Origin of the sequence: Pseudomonas simiae (assembly GCF_900111895.1) — a bacterium.
Classification (GTDB): domain Bacteria; phylum Pseudomonadota; class Gammaproteobacteria; order Pseudomonadales; family Pseudomonadaceae; genus Aquipseudomonas; species Aquipseudomonas simiae.
This window is the reverse complement of record NZ_FOKB01000001.1, coordinates 174,646-198,000: the sequence shown is the minus strand read 5'-3', so window position 1 is coordinate 198,000 and position 23,355 is coordinate 174,646. Positions and strand designations below refer to the sequence as shown.

General features: G+C 60.9%; 15 protein-coding genes, 1 other RNA gene and 1 pseudogene. 6 read left to right on the top strand and 11 right to left on the bottom strand.

Annotation, left to right across the window (positions count from 1 at the left end):
• Positions 1-6: 6 nt before the first annotated feature.
• The 8 genes and pseudogenes from BMZ57_RS00915 to BMZ57_RS00885 form a co-directional block, all read right to left on the bottom strand.
• Positions 7-438, bottom strand: a complete 432-nt coding sequence (locus BMZ57_RS00915) for a hypothetical protein (RefSeq protein WP_069673235.1) — start codon at positions 436-438, stop codon at positions 7-9.
• Between the two features lie 127 nt (positions 439-565).
• An RNA gene (ffs, locus tag BMZ57_RS00910) (signal recognition particle sRNA small type) lies at positions 566-662 on the bottom strand.
• A 134-nt stretch (positions 663-796) separates the two neighbouring features.
• Positions 797-883, bottom strand: a pseudogene (locus BMZ57_RS29670) (outer membrane lipoprotein carrier protein LolA); the annotation flags it as partial.
• Between the two features lie 8 nt (positions 884-891).
• The gene (locus BMZ57_RS00905) at positions 892-2,055 is read right to left on the bottom strand and encodes a zinc-binding metallopeptidase family protein (protein WP_010208528.1); all 1,164 of its coding nucleotides are present in this window, start codon (positions 2,053-2,055) and stop codon (positions 892-894) included.
• A 176-nt stretch (positions 2,056-2,231) separates the two neighbouring features.
• Entirely contained in the window at positions 2,232-4,589 is a 2,358-nt protein-coding gene (gene ligA / locus BMZ57_RS00900) for an NAD-dependent DNA ligase LigA (protein WP_069673236.1), read from the bottom strand.
• An 87-nt stretch (positions 4,590-4,676) separates the two neighbouring features.
• Positions 4,677-5,540: a cell division protein ZipA gene (gene zipA / locus BMZ57_RS00895; RefSeq protein ID WP_010208526.1), complete on the bottom strand. Its 864-nt coding sequence runs from the start codon at positions 5,538-5,540 to the stop codon at positions 4,677-4,679.
• Positions 5,541-5,799: 259 nt separating this feature from the next.
• Complete coding sequence (smc, locus tag BMZ57_RS00890; protein ID WP_010208525.1) at positions 5,800-9,288, bottom strand: chromosome segregation protein SMC; 3,489 nt, start codon at positions 9,286-9,288, stop codon at positions 5,800-5,802.
• A gap of 2 nt (positions 9,289-9,290) precedes the next feature.
• Positions 9,291-9,950: a GntR family transcriptional regulator gene (locus tag BMZ57_RS00885; protein WP_010208523.1), complete on the bottom strand. Its 660-nt coding sequence runs from the start codon at positions 9,948-9,950 to the stop codon at positions 9,291-9,293.
• Between the two features lie 280 nt (positions 9,951-10,230).
• Here BMZ57_RS00885 and xdhA point away from each other — a divergent pair, with 280 nt between their 5' ends.
• From xdhA to guaD, 4 genes are all read left to right on the top strand, one after another.
• Positions 10,231-11,679 (top strand): xanthine dehydrogenase small subunit, encoded by a 1,449-nt coding sequence (gene xdhA, locus BMZ57_RS00880; protein ID WP_010208521.1) that lies wholly within the window; start codon positions 10,231-10,233, stop codon positions 11,677-11,679.
• Entirely contained in the window at positions 11,672-14,071 is a 2,400-nt protein-coding gene (gene xdhB, locus BMZ57_RS00875) for a xanthine dehydrogenase molybdopterin binding subunit (protein ID WP_010208520.1), read from the top strand. The genes xdhA and xdhB overlap by 8 nt, the downstream gene beginning before the upstream one ends.
• Before the next feature lie 123 nt (positions 14,072-14,194).
• The gene (gene xdhC, locus BMZ57_RS00870; protein ID WP_010208519.1) at positions 14,195-15,034 is read left to right on the top strand and encodes a xanthine dehydrogenase accessory protein XdhC; all 840 of its coding nucleotides are present in this window, start codon (positions 14,195-14,197) and stop codon (positions 15,032-15,034) included.
• Positions 15,035-15,046: 12 nt separating this feature from the next.
• Positions 15,047-16,351: a guanine deaminase gene (gene guaD, locus BMZ57_RS00865; RefSeq protein WP_010208518.1), complete on the top strand. Its 1,305-nt coding sequence runs from the start codon at positions 15,047-15,049 to the stop codon at positions 16,349-16,351.
• 139 nt (positions 16,352-16,490) lie between these two features.
• Here guaD and BMZ57_RS00860 read toward each other — a convergent pair whose 3' ends face one another.
• On the bottom strand, positions 16,491-17,255 hold the full coding sequence (locus BMZ57_RS00860; RefSeq protein WP_003175499.1) for a GntR family transcriptional regulator: 765 nt from the start codon (positions 17,253-17,255) through the stop codon (positions 16,491-16,493).
• Between the two features lie 226 nt (positions 17,256-17,481).
• Between BMZ57_RS00860 and BMZ57_RS00855 the strand changes: the two genes are divergently transcribed.
• Complete coding sequence (locus tag BMZ57_RS00855; RefSeq protein WP_010208517.1) at positions 17,482-18,672, top strand: benzoate/H(+) symporter BenE family transporter; 1,191 nt, start codon at positions 17,482-17,484, stop codon at positions 18,670-18,672.
• Positions 18,673-18,709: 37 nt separating this feature from the next.
• Here the strand turns inward: BMZ57_RS00855 and BMZ57_RS00850 are convergent, their stop codons facing one another.
• A complete protein-coding gene (locus tag BMZ57_RS00850) occupies positions 18,710-19,054 on the bottom strand; it encodes a YggL family protein (RefSeq protein ID WP_010208515.1) in 345 nt (114 codons plus the stop codon).
• 238 nt (positions 19,055-19,292) lie between these two features.
• On the opposite strand from BMZ57_RS00850, the gene dacB reads away from it, so the two are divergent.
• A complete protein-coding gene (gene dacB / locus BMZ57_RS00845; protein ID WP_010208514.1) occupies positions 19,293-20,753 on the top strand; it encodes a D-alanyl-D-alanine carboxypeptidase/D-alanyl-D-alanine endopeptidase in 1,461 nt (486 codons plus the stop codon).
• A gap of 125 nt (positions 20,754-20,878) precedes the next feature.
• On the opposite strand, the gene BMZ57_RS00840 is transcribed toward dacB, so the two are convergent.
• Positions 20,879-23,278: a sensor domain-containing diguanylate cyclase gene (locus BMZ57_RS00840; RefSeq protein WP_021491533.1), complete on the bottom strand. Its 2,400-nt coding sequence runs from the start codon at positions 23,276-23,278 to the stop codon at positions 20,879-20,881.
• Positions 23,279-23,355 lie beyond the last annotated feature (77 nt).

Genomic DNA, 23,355 nt, shown 5'->3' with positions numbered 1-23,355 from the left:
AGGGAATCAGGCATTGCCCTGACCGCCCAGTTCAAACCGATACTCCCCCAGGGAGCCTGACATACCGCCGCAATGGGGACCCGCGTCAGCCTTAGCGGCCATCGTATTGACCTGCTGCTGGAGTTCGAAGACCGCCATATCCAGCAACCGGCGCAGGTCCTCGGCACTTTGCGCGGCCACATTCAACTGCAGCGTGTAGGCGCCCGTGAGGGGCGGCGGCACGGCCTCGGCGGGCGGTGCGGGCTCGTGGGCCGCGTCCGCAGACCGGATCATTTCCGCCTGGCTGAGGATTTCCGCGTGCTCGTCGTCCATGAGGTCCAGCACCCTCGACAATTCCAGGGTCTGTTCAGGATGCGATTGAATGCGGTCCTTGATCTCCAGGCGCCGCATCTGCCACTCCCGCAGTTTTTCGCGAGTGAGGTCGTCGACTTTTTCCACGTGTGTTGTCTCCGGATGCCAGGCACTGGAGTATGCCGCCATGGACTGCCCGATGGCAGATGGCTTGAAAGCATTTTTTTGAATTGAATTTGAGGAGATGTTGCAAGGAAGAGCGTTATGGAGGCAACCCCACCAGCCACACCCCGGCACACAATGTTCCCGCTGTGGCTGCTGCCTTCCGGCTCTGACCAGGTTCACGGGTAATCGTTGCGGGGGGACCGATGGGGTCACCATAACGACGCCTGCCTCTCGGCAAGCGGGGCCATTGTACCGATCTCATCGGAAGTTACAACCGTTGGCGGCGGATTAAAAATATTCGATGGTTCAAGCACTTGACTGGTGGATTCACATAATTCTCTGTAGGAGCGAGCTTGCTCGCGAAAAACTTGAGAGCGCCTCGATAAACCAGGAACACTGCGTCATCGTTGACGCTCTTCGCGAGCAAGCTCGCGCCTACAAAAGAACGGCTTCGTCGGCCCTGCCGCCTTCTTCCTGAATGACCAAGTGAATAAAGTGCAGTTTGGCAATCACCGCCGGTGGCAGCACGAAGGGATAGAAGTCCGGTTGGCCCATGCTGCGTGACAGTTCATTGAGCATGCCGGCCAGTTCGATCCAGGCGTTGACGAACGACAGGAAGGCCACGCCGCCGGGGTGTTCGGGGTCGTACAGGGTGGTGAGCGGGAATGGCTGGTAATCCAGGTCCATCTCACGGGCGCTCATGCCAAAGCCAAGGGCGGTGTCGACGGCGTCCATCATGTGCAGGTAGTGCGCCCAGGTTTCGGCCCAGTCTTCCCATGGGTGCATGGTGGCGTAGGCGCTGACGCAGGTTTGCTGCCAGTCTGGGCGTGGGCCGTTTTGGTAATGCTGGTCGAGGGCGTCAGCGTAACTGGCGCGTTCGTCGCCGAACAGGTGGCGAAACGGTTCAAGCCAGTGGGTATTGGCGATCAGGCGATCCCAGTAGTAGTGGCCGACCTCATGGCGAAAGTGCCCGAGCAACGTTCGGTAGGGTTCGCGCATTTGTACGCGGACTTTCTCGCGGTGGGCGTCGTCGGCCTCCTTGATGTCCAGGGTGATCAGGCCGTTGGCGTGGCCGGTCATGGGCGCGTTGCCTTCCAGGTCGATGCCGACGAAGTCGAAGGCCAGGCCCGTGTCTTCGTCGACGCTTTTGGGAACCACTTGTAAACCCAGACTAATGAGCTGTGCTACCAGGCGGCGCTTGGCGGTTTCGACTTTGCGCCAGCGTTCGTGGTTTTGCGCGATCGACAAGTCAGGAATGGTGCGGTTCAGGCTGCACGCCACGCACAGCGGCGCGGTGCTGTGGGCCGGGATCAGCCAGTTGCAAGCGGCCGGTGTATCGAGGTTGGCGCAGCGGCGGAAGGCACCGGCGTCGAGGTTGCCGTCCTGCAGCCAGGTGCCTTCGACGGGGCCGGGTTGCAGGGAGGCGAGACGACTTTGTTGGGCTTGGTAGCCGAGCAGCGCCTGGCAGGCCAGGCATTGACTGTTGCGAAAGAACAGCGATTGGCCGCAACGGCACTGCCACACTTTGCTGTCGCGGGATGTGCCGGCTACGAACGGTGCAGCGATGCGCGAACTGAGTTGCTCGAAGTAGCGGAACATGGCGATCTCTCCCTGGGTGACTGAGACTAGATCATTTCCCGCTACCGATCGTTCAACATGGCTTCTGTGGGAGCGAGCTTGCTCGCGAAGAACGTCAACGATGACGCAGCGTTCCTGGTTTATCGAGACGCTCTCAAGTTTTTCGCGAGCAAGCTCGCTCCTACAGTGGGATCGGTTCAGACCTTGATGTTGTTCCTGGCGAGGAAGGTGACGAAAGCTTCTTCATCCAGCACCTTCAAGCCCAATTCGCTGGCCTTGGCCAGCTTGGAACCGGCGCCCGGCCCAGCCACCACGCAGTGGGTCTTCGCCGACACGGACCCCGCCACCTTGGCGCCCAGGCTTTCGAGCTTCTCCTTGGCCACGTCGCGGCTCATCAACTCCAGCGAACCGGTGAGTACCCAGGTGTGCCCGGCTTCGGGCAAGCCTTCGACCACCTTCTTCTCGCTGTCCCAATGCATACCGAAGTCTTTGAGCTGCTGCTCGATGGCCAGGGCGCGGTGGGCGTTGTCGGCATTATCGAAGAACTCGCGCACGGCCTTGGCCTGTTTCTCCGGCAGGGCCTGGCGCATGTCCAGCCAGTCGGCCTTGATTACGCCTTCGAGGGTGACGAACTTGTCCGCCAGCTTTTGCGCGGCGCCCGGGCCGACGCTCGGGACGTGCAGCTTGTCGAGCAACCCGCCCAAGGTGGTGCTGGCGGCGAATTCGGCACTCAGGTCACCCTGATCCTGCAATTGCAGGCCGCACTCTTCCGGCGACAGCAGCGCGCCGATCACGTCCTGGTTATGGCTGTCTTCAAAGAAACTGTGGATCTCATGCGCCACTTCCAGGCCCACGTCCGGCAAGTACGTCAGCACTTCGGGCAAGGCCTTCTGCACGCGCTCCAGGGAGGCCAGGGAGCGCGCCAGCACCTTGGCGGTCTCCTCGCCTACATCAGGAATGCCCAGCGCATAGATAAAGCGCGCCAGGGTCGGGGATTTGCTGTTTTCGATGGCGGTGATCAGCTTCTTGCTGGAAATGTCGGCAAAGCCTTCCAGGTCGATGATGTGTTCGTACTTGAGTTTGTAGAGGTCGGCCGGCGAGCCGATGAGGTTTTCATCCACCAGTTGTTCGATGGTTTTGTCGCCCAGGCCGTCAATGTCCATGGCGCGGCGTGAGACGAAATGGATAATCGCCTGCTTGAGCTGCGCGCCACAGGCCAGACGCCCGACGCAACGGTACACCGCGCCCTCGCTGACGGTTTCCTTGCCCTTGCTGCGTTTGACCAGTTGCGTACGCTCCACGTGGGAACCACACACCGGGCAGCTCTGCGGGATCGGCACCGCACGGGCGTTTTCCGGACGACGCTCAAGCACCACCGAGACCACCTGCGGGATCACATCCCCGGCGCGGCGGATGATCACGGTATCGCCGATCATCACGCCCAGGCGCGCCACTTCATCCATGTTGTGCAGGGTCGCGTTGGACACGGTGACACCCGCGACCTTGACCGGCTTGAGGCGTGCCACCGGCGTGACGGCGCCAGTACGACCAACCTGGAATTCCACGTCTAGCAGCTCAGTCAGCTCCTCCATGGCCGGGAATTTATGCGCGATGGCCCAGCGCGGTTCACGGGCGCGGAAGCCCAGTTCTCGCTGGGAAGCGATGCTGTTGACCTTGAACACCACGCCGTCGATCTCATACGGCAGGCTGTTACGCCGCTCGCCGATATCGCGGTAGTACTCCAGGCAATCCTGGATACCCTTTGCCAACTTCAACTCACGGCTGATGGGCATGCCCCATTTCTGCAACTGTTGCAGGTTGCCGATATGGGTGTCGCTGATATCAGTGGTCACACCGTAGCAGCAGAATTCCAGCGGACGGCTGGCGGTGATCTTCGAATCCAGCTGACGCAAACTACCGGCAGCGGCGTTGCGCGGGTTGGCGAAGGTCTTGCCGCCGACTTCCAGCTGCGAGGCGTTGAGCCGTTCGAAACCGGCCTTGGACATGAACACTTCACCGCGCACTTCCAGGGTCGCCGGCCAACCACTGCCGTGCAGCTTCAACGGAATATTGCGCACGGTGCGCACGTTGACGCTGATGTCTTCGCCGGTGGTGCCGTCGCCACGGGTGGCGCCGCGAACCAGTTCGCCGTCCTGATACAGCAGGCTGACCGCCAGGCCATCCAGCTTCGGTTCGCAGCTGTACTCCACCGCCGCGCCACTGCCAAACAGATCACCGGCCGGCAGGTCGAGGCCTTCGGTGACCCGGCGATCGAATTCCAGCATGGTGGTTTCGTCAAAGGCGTTGCCGAGGCTGAGCATGGGGATCTCATGCTTGACCTGGGTGAACGCCGACAACGCCGCACTGCCGACCCGCTGCGTCGGAGAATCGCGCGTGACCAGGTCCGGATGCTCGGCTTCCAGGGCCTTGAGCTCATGGAACAGACGGTCGTACTCGGCGTCCGGAATGCTCGGCTCGTCGAGGACGTGGTAACGGTAGTTGTGCTGATCCAGTTCAGCGCGCAGTTCGAGGATGCGGGTGTGGGCGGCGGTCATGGGTGTTCTCTCATAAAGCAAAAGAGCAGCCGAAGCTGCTCAATATGTTAGTGCACGGATTCTACAGACAACGCTTAAGATCGAACCTCAGCGTTTCTGTGTCAGGGCGCGACGCTCGAACTCGACGATGCGCTGACGGTAATGCTCGATGGTCTGGGCGGTGAGGACGCTGCGTTGGTCGTCCTTGAGTTCGCCGTTCAGTTCCTGGGACAGCTTGCGGGCTGCGGCCACCATCACGTCGAAAGCCTGTTTCGGGTGACGCGGACCTGGCAGGCCGAGGAAGAAGCTCACCGCCGGGGTGCTGAACAGGTCGATATCGTCCAGATCGAAGGTGCCTGGCTTGACCGCGTTGGCCATGGAGAACAGCACTTCGCCGTTACCCGCCATGCTTTCGTGACGGTGGAAAATATCCATCTCGCCGAAGCGCAGGCCGCTTTCCAGAATATTTTGCAACAAAGCCGGGCCCTTGAAGCCGGCGGCGTCGCGGCAGATCACGCTGATCACCAACACTTCTTCGGCGGCAGGCTGGTCGTTCACGGATTGGCGCGGGGCGTTCTTGCCAGCGTTTTCGTCCGGGAAATCATCGTCGCGGCTGCTGAAACTCGGGCCGTCATCGACGTCCAGGTCCAAATCAGCCTGACGTGACTCTGCCACCACCGGCGCGGCGCGCTTGCCACGTTTGGAAGACGGCTCGCGCGCTTCTCGCACCGGCGCGCTCATGGACGGCAAGTCGTGCTCGTCCAACTGCGGTTCTTTATGGGTATCCAGCACACGGGGCGGCCCCAGCAGCTCGGCGCTGCCGTCGTCGTCAGGCAAGTTGGACAGGTTGCGGTCCAGACGGAATTTGAGCTTGCCCTTGCCACCGCGCATGCGGCGCCAGCCATCAAAAAGAATACCGGCAATGACAATAATGCCGATGACGATCAGCCACTCGCGCAGACCGATTTCCATGTAATCCCGTGCCTCTAATAAAAAATGCTGAAAAATAAGGGGTTTAGCAACGTGCAAACCGCTTTAAAACGTGGCGCCAACTCTATGTTCTGACTGACGTTTTGCCCACGCATACGAAAATTTGACATTAAACTAGCACGACCAAAGATAACTTTACACCGTCTGTCAAAAAGCCTTGAACAAATATGTCCATTTGCCACTTTCGCCAGACCGGTAAAGCGTCTTACCGCGCGCTATAAAAATTCTGTCCCAACAAGGATCAAGACTCCACCATCGCCATCGCTTCTTCCACATCCACCGCGACCAAACGCGAACAGCCCGGCTCGTGCATCGTTACCCCCATCAATTGGTCAGCCATCTCCATGGCGATCTTGTTGTGGGTGATATAGATGAACTGCACGGTCTGGGACATCTCTTTGACCAACCGCGCATACCGTCCAACGTTAGCGTCATCCAACGGGGCGTCAACTTCGTCGAGCATGCAGAACGGCGCCGGGTTCAACTTGAAGATGGCAAATACCAGAGCCAATGCGGTCAGGGCTTTCTCGCCGCCGGACAACAAATGGATGGTGCTGTTCTTCTTGCCCGGAGGCCGCGCCATGATCGTCACCCCTGTATCGAGTAGATCTTCGCCCGTCAGTTCCAAGTAAGCGCTGCCACCGCCGAAAACTTTTGGGAATAACGCCTGTAAACCGCTATTAATCTGATCAAAGGTATCTTTGAAGCGGTTTCGGGTTTCCTTGTCGATCTTGCGGATCACGTTTTCCAGGGTGTCCAGGGCTTCGACCAAATCAGCGTCCTGGGCATCCAGATAACGTTTACGCTCGGATTGTTGCTGGTATTCGTCGATGGCCGCCAAGTTGATCGCGCCGAGGCGTTGGATACGTGCAGCAATCCGCTCAAGCTCTTCTTCGGCTTCTTTCTCGTTGGCCTGGGCGGTCAGGGTATTGAGCACGCCGTGCAAGTCGTAGCCGTCTTCCAGCAATTGGTCTTGCAGGGTCTTGCGGCGCACGGTCAGGGCTTGCCATTCCATGCGCTGTTGTTCGAGCTGACCGCGGATCAGCTGGGATTGCTGCTCGGCCTGGGTTCGACGTTTTTCGGCGTCGCGTAATTCGCGGTCGGCGTCTTCCAGAGCGATTTGCGCGGTCTTGAGTTCTTCGTCGACGGTCATGCGCTTGTCGAGCAATTCTTCCAGCTTGAGGCGCAACTCCTCCAGCGGCGCTTCGCCCTCTTCCAGGTTGAGGCTCAGTTGCTCGCGCTTTTCAGTGAGGCGTTCGGACTGCATCTCCAGGCGTTCAAGGGCCTGGGCCGTGGACGCGTGCTGGGCCTTGAGCGAACCCAGGCGCACCGCCAACTGGTGGGCATGATCCTTGTGCTGACGGGCTTCCTGGCGCACGCGGTCGAGGCGTTCGCGCAGGCTGTCGCGCTGGGCCAGCAGCAATTCACGCTGCTCGGTGTCGAGCGCCATGCTGTCGAGGGCTTCCTGCAGGTGCAGACGCGCTTCGCCGATCTGTTCGTGTTCCAGGGCGCGCTGCTCGCCCATCTCGGCGACTTCTTCGTCGAGGCGGGTGCGGCGCAAGGTCAATTGCTCGACCTTGGCTTTGCTCGCGGAGAGTTGGGCTTTCAATTCGCCTTGCTGGCGCGCTTCGTCCTGCAACAGGCGGCGCAGGTGTTCGCGGCCGGTCTCTTGCTGACGCTGGGTGGCGCGCAGGGTTTGCAGTTCGGTTTCCAGGCTTTCGAGGGTGGCTTCGCGCTCTTCGCGTTCGGCGATCAGATTGACGATTTCCTGGCCACGGGCCAGGACGCCACTTTCGGCTTCACTGGCGCGGCGTACGCGCAGGAAATGGCGGCCGACCCAGTAGCCGTCGCGGCTGATCAGGCTTTCGCCGGCCGCCAGTTGGCCGCGCTGGGCCAGGGCCTGCTCAAGTGATTCAACCGGTTTGACCTGGCCCAGCCACGGCGACAGATCAATCGCCGCCTCAACCTTATCCAGCAAACTGCCCGGCACCCGCGTGCCATCCGCCGCAGGGCTGAGCAAACGCAAATCGCCCTGGGCAAAACCGGCCAGGTCGAAGCCGCCAAAATCATCCACCAAGACGGCTTGGAGATCGGCACCGAGGACAGTTTCAACCGCCAACTCCCAACCCGCCTCGACCTTCAAGCCTTCCGCCAGGCGCGGGCGCTCGGCCAAATGCTGGTCACGCAGCCATTCAGCGGTGCCGGTGCCGGGGTCCAAGGCGGCTTGCTGCAAGGCTTCCAGGGACGCCAGGCGGCCATTGAGCCGCTGCAAATCACCCTGGGCCTGTTGCTGTGCCTGGGTCGCCTGTTGCAGTTGCTGACGCAATTGCTCCAGGCGCTCCACTTGTTGCTCTTCACTGGCTTCCAGCTCTTCCAGCGTCATTTCGCTTTCAGCCAGCTGCTCGCTCAATTCCATGATCGCCGCGTCTTCCGGGTCGGCGGCAAGCAACACACGCTCTTCCTGCAGACGACGCTGGCGCTCGGCCAGGCGCTCCATACTGGTTTCCAGCTGCTGGATACGCGACTGCTGCACCTCGGCCTGGCGCCGTGGTTCGGCAGACTTCAGGTTGAAGGTGTCCCACTGCTCCTGCCAGCCGTGCATGGTGGTTTCGGATTCTTCCAGCGCGGCAGCGGCTTCTTCGGCGGCGGCGCTGGTGATTTCCTGTTCGGGGGTGAGCATGTCCAGCTCTTCACCGAGGGTCAGCAGCAAGGTGCGGTCGTGGCCCAGGTGCGATTCAGTTTCCAGCCGCGCGCGTTCGGCTTCCTTCAAGTCATCCTGCAACTGACGCAGGCGCTGCTGGCCGTGCTGGATGCTTTGCTCGACGCGGGCAATGTCGCCGCCCACCGAATAGAAGCGACCCTGCACCAGATTGAAGCGTTCGGACAGGTCATGGTGGCCGTCACGCAAGCGTTCGATGCTGGCGTCGGCGTTGCGCTGCTCGGCCACCAGGGCTTCAAAGCTGATTTCCTGGGTGCCGATGATCGCTTCGCGCTGCCCCACCTGGTCATTCAACGCCTGCCAACGCAAAGCCGACAATTGCGCCTTGAGCTGGCGCTCCTCGCCCTTGTACTCCTGGTACTTCTCGGCAGCCTGGGCCTGGCGGTGCAGGCGCTCCAACTGGCGCTCCAGCTCTTCGCGCAGGTCGGTCAGGCGAGCGAGGTTCTCATGGGTGCGGCGGATACGGTTTTCGGTCTCGCGGCGGCGCTCCTTGTACTTGGAGATGCCGGCCGCCTCCTCGATAAAGTTACGCAGGTCTTCGGGCTTGGCTTCGATCAGCTTGGAGATCATGCCCTGCTCGATGATCGAGTAGCTGCGCGGGCCGAGGCCGGTGCCGAGGAAAATATCCGTGATGTCGCGGCGTCGGCACTTGGTGCCGTTGAGGAAGTAGCTGTTCTGGCTGTCGCGGGTCACTTTGCGGCGGATCGAGATTTCCGCGTAGGCCGCGTACTCGCCGATCAAGGTGCCGTCGGAGTTGTCGAACACCAGTTCGATACTGGCCTGGCTCACCGGCTTGCGGCTGGTGGAGCCATTGAAGATGACGTCGGTCATCGACTCGCCACGCAGGTTTTTGGCCGAGCTCTCGCCCATCACCCAGCGGACGGCGTCGATGATGTTCGACTTGCCGCAACCGTTGGGCCCGACCACCGCCGCCATGTTACTGGGGAAGTTCACCGTGGTCGGGTCGACGAAGGATTTGAACCCCGCCAGTTTGATGCACTTGAGCCGCACGCTTAGGCGTCCGCCAACGCAGCGATGACCAGCGCGCAACTGCGCTCGCCGTAGGTCGACAGCACTTGACGAATGTGCGGCAGGTCACGGGCCAGTACCGCGGCGAGCAGTTGCTCGAACAGCGCCAGGTACTCGCTCATGGACGCCTTGCGCTGATCCAGCGCCAGGTAATAGGCGCGGTTCATCGCCGGTTGCAGGTTCTCGACGGTTTCCTGCAGGTACGGGTTGTTAGCGAAAGGATAGGCGGCGCGCATTACATTGAAGCTTTCTTCAACGAAGGCGCGGATGTCCTGACGCTCGAAATTGGTGACCAGGCGCTGCTGGATCTGCACGAACGGCGCCATGTCGGCCTGCGTCTGCCAGCCTTGGGCAACCGCATTGCCGAGCAGGATGTACAGCTCGCCCATCAAGGTGCACAGGCTCTGCACCTTGTGCGCAGTGAGCTCTGTGACGTGGGCGCCACGGCGCGGCAGGATCGCGATCAGGTGGCGGCGTTCGAGAATCAGCAAGGCTTCGCGCACGGAGCCACGGCTGACATTGAGCGCCAGCGTGACCTTTTGCTCCTGGATCCGCTCTCCAGGCTTGAGATCGCCGCGAATGATGCGTTCGGCGAGGTGGTGAGCAATTTGCTCGGCGAGACTGTCCGGCGCCTTGAACGTCATGTTTTACCTTCAAAATCTTCTATCGGTACAAGCGCGGCAGTGTAGCGCATTGGCTGGCTGATGGCGCTACGCCCACCTTTCAGAATTTGGCACGGAATAAGCACAGATGAACACCCAGAAGCCCCTAAAAACGCCGGTTCCAGAAGACTGGACCATAATTGAAAGTGATGCGACCGCATTTTCTTGACCTTCTGGTCAGAAAATCGTTGACCGAAAAGTCAGACATGACTAGATTCGGCGCAAAGCGGTTAACAACAATAATGAGTCTGCGAGGCCTTCCGTGATCCAGTTTTTACTTAACCAGGAACTCCGTAGCGAGCACGCCCTGGACCCCAACCTGACTGTGCTCAACTATTTGCGTGAGCACCTGGGCAAATCCGGTACCAAGGAAGGCTGCGCCAGCGGCGATTGCGGTGCCTGCACTGTGGTGGTGGGCGAGCTGCACACGGATGACACCGGCGCCGAGCAGATTCGTTATCGCAGTCTAAATTCGTGCCTGACCTTTGTGTCGTCGTTGCACGGCAAGCAACTGATCAGCGTCGAAGACCTCAAGCACCAGGGTCAACTGCACAGCGTCCAGAAGGCCATGGTCGAATGCCACGGTTCGCAGTGCGGCTTTTGCACCCCCGGTTTCGTGATGTCGTTGTTCGCCCTGCAAAAGAACAGCGACGCCCCCGACAACCAAAAGGCCCATGAAGCCCTGGCGGGCAACCTGTGCCGCTGCACCGGTTATCGCCCGATTCTCGCCGCCGCCGAACAGGCCTGCTGCAACAAACCCCAGGATCAGTTCGACAGCCGCCAAGCCGAGACCATCGCCCGCCTCAAGGCCATTGCGCCGACGCAAACCGGTGAACTCAACAGCGGCGACAAGCGCTGCCTGGTGCCGCTGACCGTCGCCGACCTCGCCGATCTCTACGACGCCTACCCGCAAGCCCGGCTGCTGGCCGGCGGCACCGACCTGGCGCTGGAAGTCACTCAGTTTCACCGCACGCTGCCGGTGATGATCTACGTCGGCAATATTGAAGAAATGAAGCGTATCGACGACTTCGACGACCGCCTGGAAATCGGCGCTGCCGCCGCCCTCTCCGATTGCTACACCGCGCTGCACCACGCATACCCGGACTTCGGTGAACTGCTGCACCGTTTCGCTTCCCTGCAGATCCGCAACCAGGGCACCCTGGGCGGCAACATCGGCAACGCCTCGCCGATCGGTGACTCGCCGCCGCTGCTGATTGCCCTCGGCGCGCAGATCGTACTGTGCAAGGGCGAAACCCGCCGCACCTTGGCGCTGGAGGATTACTTCATCGACTACCGCGTCACGGCGCGCCAGGACAGCGAGTTCATCGAGAAGATCATCGTTCCCAAGGGCCACGCCTTGTTCCGTGCCTACAAGGTCTCCAAGCGCCTGGACGATGATATTTCCGCCGTCTGCGCCGCGTTCAACCTGAAGATCGATAACGGTGTGATCGGCGAGGCTCGCGTCGCGTTCGGCGGCATGGCCGCCACGCCAAAACGCGCCAAGAACTGCGAGGCGGCGTTGGTCGGCGCCACCTGGAACTGCGCCACCGTGGAAAAGGCCTGTGCCGCCCTCGCCGAGGATTTCACCCCGCTGTCGGACTTCCGCGCCAGCAAGGAATACCGACTGCTCAGCGCCCAGAACCTGCTGCGCAAATACTTCATCGAACTGCAAACGCCGCACATCGAGACTCGGGTGACCGCTTATGTCTAACCATCACGCCGTCGTTAAAACCCAGGCCGAACTCGCCGAGCTGTTCGCACAGGACCTCACCTCTGGCGTGGGCCGCAGCGTCAAGCACGACAGCGCCGCCAAACATGTGTGCGGCGAAGCGCAGTACATCGATGACCGCCTGGAATTCCCCAACCAATTGCACCTGTATGCGCGCATGTCCGACCGTGCCCATGCCCGGATCATCAGCATCGACACCGCGCCCTGCTACGCCTTTGAAGGCGTGCGGATTGTCATCACCCATGAAGACGTGCCGGGCCTGAAGGACATCGGCCCATTGATGCCGGGCGATCCATTGTTGGCGATCGATACGGTGCAGTTCGTCGGCCAGGTCGTGCTGGCGGTAGCCGCCCGCGATCTGGAAACCGCGCGTAAAGCCGCGATGGCCGCCGTGATCGAATACGAAGACCTGGAACCCGTGCTGGACGTGGTCGAGGCGTTTCGCAAGAAGCATTTCGTGCTCGACAGCCACACCCATCAGCGCGGTGATTCGGCAGGCGCACTGGCGACCGCGAAAAACCGCATCCAAGGCACCCTGCACATCGGCGGCCAGGAACACTTCTACCTGGAAACCCAGATTTCTTCGGTAATGCCCACCGAAGACGGCGGCATGATCGTCTATTGCTCCACGCAGAACCCCACCGAAGTGCAGAAACTGGTGGCCGAAGTGCTGGACGTGTCGATGAACAAAATCGTCGTGGACATGCGTCGCATGGGGGGTGGTTTCGGCGGCAAGGAAACCCAGGCCGCAAGCCCGGCGTGCCTGTGCGCGGTGGTCGCGCGCCTCACCGGCCAGCCGACCAAGATGCGCCTGCCGCGTGTCGAAGACATGTTGATGACCGGCAAGCGCCACCCCTTCTACATCGAATACGACGTGGGCTTCGACGACACGGGCCGCCTGCACGGAATCAACCTGGAATTGGCGGGCAACTGCGGCTGCTCACCGGACCTGTCCAACTCGATTGTCGACCGCGCGATGTTCCACTCCGACAACTCGTATTACCTGGGCGATGCCACGGTCAACGGCCATCGCTGCAAGACCAACACGGCGTCCAACACCGCCTATCGCGGTTTCGGCGGCCCGCAAGGCATGGTCGCCATCGAGGAAGTGATGGACGCCATCGCCCGCCATCTGGGCCTCGATCCGCTGGCGGTGCGCAAGATCAATTACTACGGCAAGAACGAGCGCAACGTCACGCACTACTACCAGACCGTCGAGCACAACATGCTCGAAGAGATGACCGCCGAGCTTGAAGCCAGCAGCCAATACGCCGAGCGTCGCGAAGCGATCCGCCTGTACAACGCCCACAGCCCGATCCTGAAAAAAGGCTTGGCGCTGACCCCGGTGAAATTCGGTATTTCGTTTACGGCCAGCTTTCTCAACCAGGCCGGTGCGCTGATCCATATCTACACCGACGGCAGCATCCACCTGAACCACGGCGGCACCGAGATGGGCCAGGGCTTGAACACCAAGGTCGCGCAGGTTGTGGCCGAAGTGTTCCAAGTGGAAATCGACCGCGTTCAAATCACCGCCACCAACACCGACAAGGTACCCAACACCTCGCCGACCGCCGCTTCCAGCGGTGCCGACTTGAACGGCAAGGCTGCGCAGAATGCCGCCGAAACCATCAAGCAGCGCCTGGTGGAGTTCGCCGCACGCAAATACGACGTGAGCGAAGCGGATGTGGCGTTCCACAACGGTCATGTGCGCGTGCGCGATCAGATCCTCACCTTCGAGGCGTTGATCCAGCAGGCGTATTTCGCCCAGGTCTCGCTGTCGAGCACCGGCTTCTACAAGACCCCGAAAATCTACTACGACCGCAGCCAGTCGCGCGGTCGGCCGTTCTACTACTTCGCGTTCGGCGCGGCGTGCTGCGAAGTGATCGTCGACACCCTGACCGGCGAATACAAGATGCTGCGCACCGACATCCTGCACGACGTCGGCGCCTCGCTGAACCCGGCCATCGACATCGGCCAGGTGGAGGGCGGCTTTATCCAGGGCATGGGGTGGCTAACCATGGAAGAACTGGTGTGGAACGACAAAGGCAAGCTGGTGACCAACGGCCCGGCCAGCTACAAGATCCCGGCCGTGGCCGACATGCCGCTGGACCTGCGGGTGAAGCTGGTGGAAAACCGCAAGAACCCGGAAGACACGGTGTTCCATTCCAAGGCCGTGGGCGAACCGCCGTTCATGCTCGGCATCGCGTCGTGGTGCGCGATCAAGGATGCGGTGGCGAGCCTGGGTGACTATCGCCATCAGCCCAAGATCGATGCGCCGGCGACACCGGAGCGGGTGTTGTGGGGGTGTGAGCAGATGCGGCAGTTGAATGCGGCCAGGGCCGTTGAGATTGAAACCGAGATGGCTTCGCTCTAGACCGAGGCGCTGCCATCGCGGGCAAGCCCGGCGCCCACATTTTGATGTGTGAACCCCATAAAATGTGGGAGCTGGCGTGCCTGCGAAGACGGCCGAACTGACAACAGAAAGGTTGAGGTAGACATGAACAACTGGATCAGCGCCCTCGCCGACCTGCAAAACAGGGGCGAACCCTGCGTCCTGGTAACCATCATCGAAGAGCTCGGCTCCACGCCACGCAATGCCGGTTCCAAAATGGTGATCAGCGCCGCGCAGAGTTTCGACACCATCGGTGGCGGGCACTTGGAATACAAGGCAATGCAGATCGCCCGCGACATGCTCGTACGCGGTCAGCAGAACACTCATCTGGAGCGCTTCAGCCTGGGCGCCAGCCTGGGTCAGTGCTGCGGTGGCGTGACCGTGCTGCTCTTCGAACCCATGGGCCAGGTGCAGGCGCAGATCGCGGTATTTGGCGCTGGCCATGTCGGCCGTGCACTGGTGCCGTTGCTGGCCAGCCTGCCGTGCCGGGTGCGCTGGATCGATTCCCGTGACCAGGAGTTTCCGGCACATATACCCCAGGGCGTGCGTAAAATCGTCAGCGAAGAGCCGGTCGACGAAATTGCTGACCTGCCAGTGGGCAGTTACTGCATCGTCATGACCCACAATCATGCGCTGGACTTGGAACTCACCGCCGCCCTGCTCAAACGCAATGACTTTGCCTACTTTGGCCTGATCGGTTCGAAGACCAAACGCGTCAAGTTCGAACACCGCCTGCGAGATCGCGGCTTCGACACCGCGCACTTGCAACGCATGCGCTGCCCCATGGGCCTCACCGAGGTGAAGGGCAAGTTGCCGGTGGAAATCGCCATCTCCATCGCCGGCGAAATCATCGCCACCTATAACGCCAATTTCGGCCAGCACACCGCCAGCGCCGAACCTATTGCCAAACTGCTGCCGGCTTCACGCCGCAGCCAAGCCATTTGAATTGAGATCGCCATGCCTTTAACGCGTAAAGCCTACCGTGCCGCCCTCCTGCACAGCATCGCCGACCCTGCTGAAGTGGGGATCGAAGCCTCCTATGAGTATTTCGAAGACGGCCTGCTGGTGATCGAAAACGGCCAGATCAGCGCTGTCGGCCATGCCAGCGACTTGCTGCCGACCCTGCCTGCCGATATCGACATCACCCACTACCAGGACGCGCTGATCACCCCCGGCCTGATCGACACCCATATCCACCTGCCGCAAACCGGCATGGTCGGCGCCTATGGCGAGCAGTTGCTGGATTGGCTCAACACCTACACCTTCCCGTGCGAAAGCCAGTTCGCCGACAAGGCCCACGCCGAAGAAGTCGCGGATATTTTCATCAAGGAACTGCTGCGCAACGGCACCACCACCGCGCTGGTGTTTGGCAGCGTGCATCCGCAATCGGTGAACGCGTTCTTTGAAGCCGCTGAGAAACTCGATCTGCGCATGATCGCCGGCAAGGTGATGATGGATCGCAACGCGCCGGACTACCTGACCGACACCGCCGAATCCGGCTACCAGGAAAGCAAGGCGCTGATCGAGCGTTGGCACGGCAAGGGCCGCCTGCATTACGCGGTGACGCCGCGCTTTGCGCCGACCAGCACGCCGGAACAACTGGCACTGGCCGGGCAACTGCTGGGCGAATACCCAGACCTGTACATGCAGACGCACATCAGCGAGAACAAGCAGGAAGTGGAATGGGTGAAGGAACTGTTCCCGGAGCGCAACGGCTACCTGGATGTGTATGACCATTACAAATTGCTCGGCGAACGCTCGGTGTTTGCCCATGGCGTGCACCTGTGCGATGACGAGTGCGCGCGGTTGGCGGAGACCGGCTCGGCGGTCGCATTCTGCCCGACCTCGAACTTCTTCCTCGGCAGCGGCTTGTTCAACCTGCCGATGGCCGAGAAGCACAAACTGAATGTGGGCCTGGGCACCGACGTGGGCGGCGGCACCAGCTTCTCGCTGCTGCAGACCCTGAACGAAGCCTACAAGGTCATGCAACTGCAGGGTGCGCGCTTGAGCCCGTTCAAGTCGCTGTACCTGGCCACCCTGGGCGGTGCGCGGGCGCTGCGGTTGGAAGACAAGATCGGCACGCTGCAACCGGGCACCGATGCGGACTTCCTAGTGCTGGATTACAACGCGACACCGCTGCTGAGCTATCGCTTGAAGCAGGCGAAGACCATCGCCGAGACGTTGTTCGTGCTGATGACGCTGGGGGATGATCGGACGGTGTTGCAGACCTATGCGGCCGGCCAGTTGGTGCATCAGCGCTGATCTGAAGCACGCCGGAACCAAATGTGGGAGCGGGCTTGCTCGCGAATGCGCTGGATCAGTCAATACATCGGGTGACTGACACTCAGCATTCGCGAGCAAGCCCGCTCCCACATTTTTAGTCCCAGGTGAACCAGGGTAACTACAGTTTTACCGAGGAGCGCCCCGGCTTCTTGGTCTGCAACAGGTGCGAGAACACCGCATGCAGATCATCCGACGCGCTCTCTTCGTCGAGGTTGAGCTTGCTGTCGATATGATCCATGTGATGCATCATCAAGTTCACCGCCAACGCCGCGTCCCGTGCTTCGATCGCGTCGATCAACTGGGTGTGCTCATCGTAGGAACAGTGCGAGCGGTTGCCGCTTTCGTACTGGGCGATGATCAATGAAGTCTGGGACACCAGGCTACGCTGGAAACTGATCAGCGGCGCGTTCTTCGCCGCTTCGGCCAGCTTGAGGTGGAATTCACCGGAGAGGCGGATACCCGCGCCGCGGTCGCCACGGGAAAAGCTGTCGCGCTCGTCGTTGACCATCTGACGCAACTCGGCCAATTGTTCGGCCGTGGCGTGCTGGACTGCCAACTCGGTAATTGCCCGCTCCACCAGACGCCGCGCGAGAAATACCTGGCGTGCTTCCTCGACGCTCGGGCTGGCCACGACCGCGCCGCGATTGGGCCGCAGCAGCACCACACCTTCATGGGCCAGGCGCGACAGGGCGCGGCGGATGATGGTGCGGCTGACGCCGAAGATTTCGCCCAGTGCCTCTTCACTCAATTTGGTACCGGGTGCCAGGCGTTGTTCGAGGATCGCTTCGAAGATATGCGCGTAGACGATATCGTCCTGGGTTCCGCTGCGACCGGCCTTGCCGGCTCGCGGTTGTTTCTTGAGAGGTTGCAACTGTTCGTTCATGGGCACTCGGGTTTGGAGAACGGCGGCGAATTAACGGTAATACGGCAACAGCGGGTCGCTGGCAAGTATCACCTAAAAACAGGGCACATTGTACACAACCCAGTGCGCCAACACACTGTACGGCTGTTTGCGCCGTCGGCTGTATTGCAATGAGTCATTACGTTTGAGTTTAGGCTTGAATCCGCGCCGTCACCGGCTAAAACCCAGGTAAAAGGAACACCTCTTCATGAACGACGCCACCCAAGCGCCTTTGCGCCCGCTGGCCGACACGTCTGCGTCGGCCGTTGTCGCTGGCTTCATCGCCATGATGACCGGCTACACCAGCTCCCTGGTCCTGATGTTCCAGGCCGGGCAAGCCGCCGGTTTGACCACGGCGCAGATTTCGTCATGGATCTGGGCGATTTCCATCGGCATGGCAGTGTGCAGCATCGGCCTGTCGCTACGCTATCGCACCCCTATCACCATTGCCTGGTCGACACCGGGTGCCGCGCTGCTGATCACCAGCCTGGGCGGTGTGAGTTATGGCGAGGCCATCGGTGCCTATATCACCTGCGCCGTACTGGTGACGATTTGCGGGATGACCGGCAGCTTTGAAAAATTGGTCAAGCGCATCCCGGCATCGTTGGCGGCCGCCTTGCTGGCAGGGATTCTGTTCAAGATCGGCAGCGAAATCTTCGTCGCCGCGCAGCATCGAACCGGGCTGGTGCTGGGGATGTTCTTCACGTACCTGGTGATCAAGCGCCTGTCGCCGCGTTATGCGGTGCTGGCCGCGCTGCTGATCGGCACCGCATTGTCGGGGTTGATGGGGCTGCTGGACTTCAGCGGTTTTCACCTGGAAGTCGCAACGCCCGTGTGGACAACGCCGCACTTCTCGTTGGCGGCGACCATCAGCATCGGCATTCCGCTGTTCGTGGTCGCGATGACCTCGCAGAACATGCCCGGCGTCGCCGTGCTCAGGGCCGACGGTTACAACGTGCCCGCCTCCCCCTTGATCACCGCCACCGGCCTGGCGTCCCTGGTGCTGGCGCCGTTCGGCTCCCACGGCATCAACCTGGCAGCGATCAGTGCGGCCATCTGCACCGGGCCGCATGCCCATGAAGACCGTAACAAGCGCTACACAGCAGCGGTGTGGTGTGGGGTGTTCTACGGGATTGCCGGGGTGTTCGGCGCGACCTTGGCGGCGTTGTTCGCAGCCTTGCCCAAGGAGCTGGTGCTGTCGATTGCGGCCCTGGCGTTGTTTGGCTCGATCATCAATGGGCTGAGCATCGCCATGAATGAGCCGAAGGAACGGGAAGCGGCGCTGATCACCTTTATGGTCACGGCGTCTGGCTTGACACTGTTTTCCATCGGGTCGGCGTTCTGGGGGATTGTGGCGGGGGTGTTGACGCTGCTGATTCTGAATTGGCGCAAGGCATAAAAAAACGGCGACCCTCAGGTCGCCGTTTTATTTAGTATCACTTAGCCGCGTTGATCGGCTTTTCCGGATACCACACGTCCAGCAGCGGGCTGACTTCAGCCTTGGTCAGCTCGGAACGGGTTTTCAGCCAGGCTTCAACAGCAGCACGTTGCTCTTCGGAGACCGAGCCACGCTTCTGCAGGCAGACCAGACCGTAGTCATCACCGCCAACATAGCCCAGGCCGTTGGCTTCCATGGCTTCTTTGATGAATGCTTCGAGGAAAGCGTCGATAGCTTCTTCACTCAGGCCTTCTTTGAAGTCCAGGTTCAGTTCGAAACCCAGCTCTTGAAATTCATCAACGCACAGTTTTTTGCGCAGACGCTGGGAACGGTTAGTCGCCATTGGAACAATCCTCATAAGTAATAACGGGCGGCACTTTAGCAGTTTAAGGCGACGATTGCCCGACTCTCTGGGACAGGCGGCACAATGCCTGTAAAAAAAACGCCGAATACCCGCTATGGTTCAGCTACAAGTGACTCTACCTTGGGGCATAATGCCGACACTTTCATGACCATTGAGGGATTTTTCTTATTTCCCCCTCAACTTTTTCACCCTCCTCAGCAGTAGGGTTTTACTTCTTATGATCAAATCGTTGCGTTCAATCTTTTTTGCCGGCCTTATTCTGCCAGTGGCCTTTTCCGTCTCCGCTGCCCCCGTCAACACCACCCTGCCGCCGAGTGTTCAACAGGCGCTGACCAAAGCCAAAATGCAAAACACAGCGCTGTCCCTGGTGATGATCCCCCTGAACGGCCCGGGTACGCCTACCGTCTTCAATGCCGACGTCTCGGTGAACCCCGCCTCTACCATGAAGCTGGTCACCACCTACGCGGCCCTGGAAATGCTCGGCCCCAACCACCAGTGGAAAACCGAGTTCTATACCGACGGCACCCTCAGCGGTGGCGTGCTGCACGGCAACCTGTACCTCAAGGGCGGCGGCGACCCCAAGCTGAACATGGAAAAACTCTGGCTGCTGATGCGCGACCTGCGCGCCAACGGCGTGCAGCAAGTTACCGGCGACCTGGTGCTGGACCGCAGTTTCTTCAACCAGCCGCTGTTGCCGGAATTCAATGACGACGGCAACGATGAGAACAAACCGTTCCTGGTCAAGCCGGACGCGCTGCTGGTCAACCTCAAAGCCCTGCGTTTTGTGACCCGCAATGATTCCGGCCGGGTGCTGGTGTCGGTCGAGCCGCCGATTGCCAGCATCCGCATCGACAACCAGGTCAAGGTCTCCAACGCCAAGCAGTGCACCGGCGACGTGCGCTACAACCCGGTCACCGCCGCCGATGGCAGCGTGACGGTCACGGTCAGCGGCCAATTGGCCGATGGCTGCAGTTCGCAGACCTACCTGTCGTTGCTGGACCACGCCACCTACACCGCTGGCGCCGTGCGCGCGATCTGGAAGGAACTGGGCGGCACCATCCAGGGCCGGGATATCCAGGCGCCAGTGCCCAAGGATGCCAAGGTGCTGGCCCGGGCGTTCTCGCCGGACCTGGCTGAAATCATCCGCGACATCAATAAATACAGTAACAACACCATGGCCCAGCAGTTGTTCCTGAGCCTGGGTGCGCAGTTCCGCAACGATGCCGATGGCGACGACGCCAAGGCTGCACAACGCGTCGTGCGCCAGTGGCTGGCGAAGAAAGGCATCACCGCGCCGCACCTGGTGATGGAGAACGGTTCCGGCCTGTCCCGTGCCGAACGCGTCAGCGCCCGCGAAATGGCGACCATGCTGCAAGCCGCGTGGAAAAGCCCTTACGCCGCGGAATACATCAGCTCGATGCCGATCACCGGCACCGACGGCACCATGCGCAAACGCCTGAAAACCACCGCCATGCGCGGCGAAGCCCACGTCAAAACAGGTACGTTGAACACCGTACGTGCCATCGCCGGGTTCAGCCGTGACAACAATGGCAATACCTGGGCCGTGGTGGCGATCCTCAACGATCCAAAGCCATGGGGCGCTTCGTCGGTGCTGGATCAGGTGCTGCTGGATTTGTATCGCCAGCCTAAGGCAGTGGCGGCCGCTCCCGTCCTTTAAGACGGTAACGCAGTCCCCCTGTGGGAGCGGGCTTGCTCGCGAATGCGGCGTATCAGTCGCCAAATGGAGTGGCTGGTCTACCGCATTCGCGAGCAAGCCCGCTCCCACATTGGCCTGCGGCGGTCTCAAGCACGCAAGCGCTCGGCTTCCACCCGGTCCCTGCCCGCCTGCTTGGCCACGTACACGGCCGAGTCGGCGCGCAACAGCAGCCCGTCGATGCCTTCATCGACCCGCCAACTGGCCACGCCAAAGCTGGCAGTGACGATACCGACTGGGTCCATCGGCGCACCGCGCAGCGACGCCCATAATTCCATGGCCAGGCTGTAGGCCTGTTCGCCATCGGTGTGCGGGCACAGCACCATGAATTCCTCGCCGCCCAGGCGACAGAACACGTCGGTGCGGCGCAGGCGCTGGCTGATGCGCCTGCACAGTTCCTGCAATACGCCATCGCCGACGGCGTGCCCGTGCTGGTCGTTGATGCGTTTGAAGTGATCGATATCAAGCATGATCACCGACAAGTTTCCCGAAGTGCGGTTGAGCCTCACCATCTCCGCCTTGAGACGATCCTGGAAATAGCGTCGGTTATGGATTCCGGTCAGGGAGTCGGTGATGGAGAGCGCACGCAGTTCTTCTTCCACCCGCTTAAGATCGGAAATATCCGACACGTACCCATGCCACAACGTACCGCCTGCTGGTAACTCTTCCGGAGTCGCTTCACCCCGAATCCAACGCAGGCCCCGTTGCGGCAACACCACGCGGTATTCCTCGCGCCAATGGCTCAACTGCAACGCTGACAAGCGAATCGAAGCACGCACCCGCTCCGCATCCAACGGGTGGATACGCTCGAAGACCCGCTTCGCATCCTGCTGCAATATATTGGGTTCGATTTCATAGATGTCGCGCATGCCGTCGCTGGCATAGATGAATTTCCAGTTGTCCTGGGGTTCCAGGGTGAACTGGAAGATCCCTCCGGGCACATGGGCGCTGAGTTTTTTGAGCAGGCGGTCGCGGGCCGCCAATGCCTCGTAGGCACGTTTCTGTTCGGTGATGTCCAGGTAAATCGCCAGGTGGCCGATCCATAAACCATGGTCGTCCAGCAACACCGTGGCCAGCATATTGACGGTCAACTGGCTGCCATCTTCGCGGATCAGGGTCCACTCGTGGGCTTCATGCAGGTTGTCAGGGCTTTCCACCAGCATGGCTTGGCTCGCCGGGATGCGCTTGCCCAACGCCATACTCAGGCTCGCCGAGCGCGCTTCCAGCTCCGCCGCCACGTGCAGGCTTTCCAGGGTGTGCGTGCCCACCACTTGCTCGGCCTTGAAGCCCAGCATCTGCTCGGCACCGGCGTTGAAGGTATTGATGACGCCGCGCAGGTCGGTGGCAATGATCGCCACCTGGGTCGCGGCATTCAGCACGCTGCGCAATTGGCCATGGGCGCCGCGCAACTCCTGCTCGCGCAGGCGCAACTGGGCAGTGCGCTGCTCCACCAGCTTCAATGCGCGCTGACGCTGGCTCACCAGCACATAGAGCAAAGCACTGAGGAGCAGGCTCAGCAGGCCGCCCATGAACAGGATCGTGTTCAGCGAGGAGTGGTTGGCATGGTCGAATACCTGGCTCGGGCGCAGATTCAAGGCATACACGTGGTCACCCAGCGTCAGACGACGTGCGCCGACAAGGTCGCTGTCGCCCACCACATTGCTGGACTCGAAGAGCACGCGCTTCTGCAGGTCGGACGTGTCGATGATCTGCATCACCAGGTTGTCCCGGTCCGGCTTGGGCAAACCGTCGGCCACCAGCTGGCGTATGCTGATCACGGCCATCACATAACCAAAGGGCTCGTGCTGGGACTGATCAGAAGTGCCCAGGTGGCTGACCGGCGCCACCAGTAAAACCCCAGTGGCATAGACCGGCTCCACCCCCACCAATTGCATGGGCTGGGACACCGCCAGCCTGCCGGTCTTTTGTGCACGCTCAAGGGTTGAACGCCGCAGGGGCTGGGCCAGAAGATCAAAGCCGAAGGGCGCGCCCAACAAGCTTTGAGTCTGGCTGTACAACACCGGTACGTATTCGTCGCGCTCGGGCGCTGGGGCCAGCTCACCGGCCGAATTCAACTCACGGATGACAAAGGGTGTGCCGAGCTGGCTGGATACGTCTTGCTCGAACTGGCTGCGCTGTTCGCGATACACCCGTGGCGCCCAGGAGTAAGCGCGGGCACGCAGCAACAGGGGCTGGGCAAACCCGTCGAATTCTTCGCGGGACACAGTGTCGGAGTTGACGAAGAAGCGCCGCAGGCTGTTCAGCCGTTGCTCCTGGTCTTCGAAACGTTCCTGCAGGCGGGTGTAGCGCTCATTGACCAGCAACTGAAAGCGCTGGCGCACCTGCTGCTGATAGAGGTCGGAAGCTGCCCAGGCGACAATCGCCGTCAAGGTAAACCCTGCCAGTAACACCACTATTGCCACCAGCCAAGCCGACGCCTGCTCACTGATAAAGCCTAGGATTTTCGGGCGGACGGCTTGCAACGGCATAGGCAACACTCACAACGCCAGCGTGCGGGGGTGTCACTTTGGCTGGACCTTAAGTTATAGCCATCAGCCCCGTATTT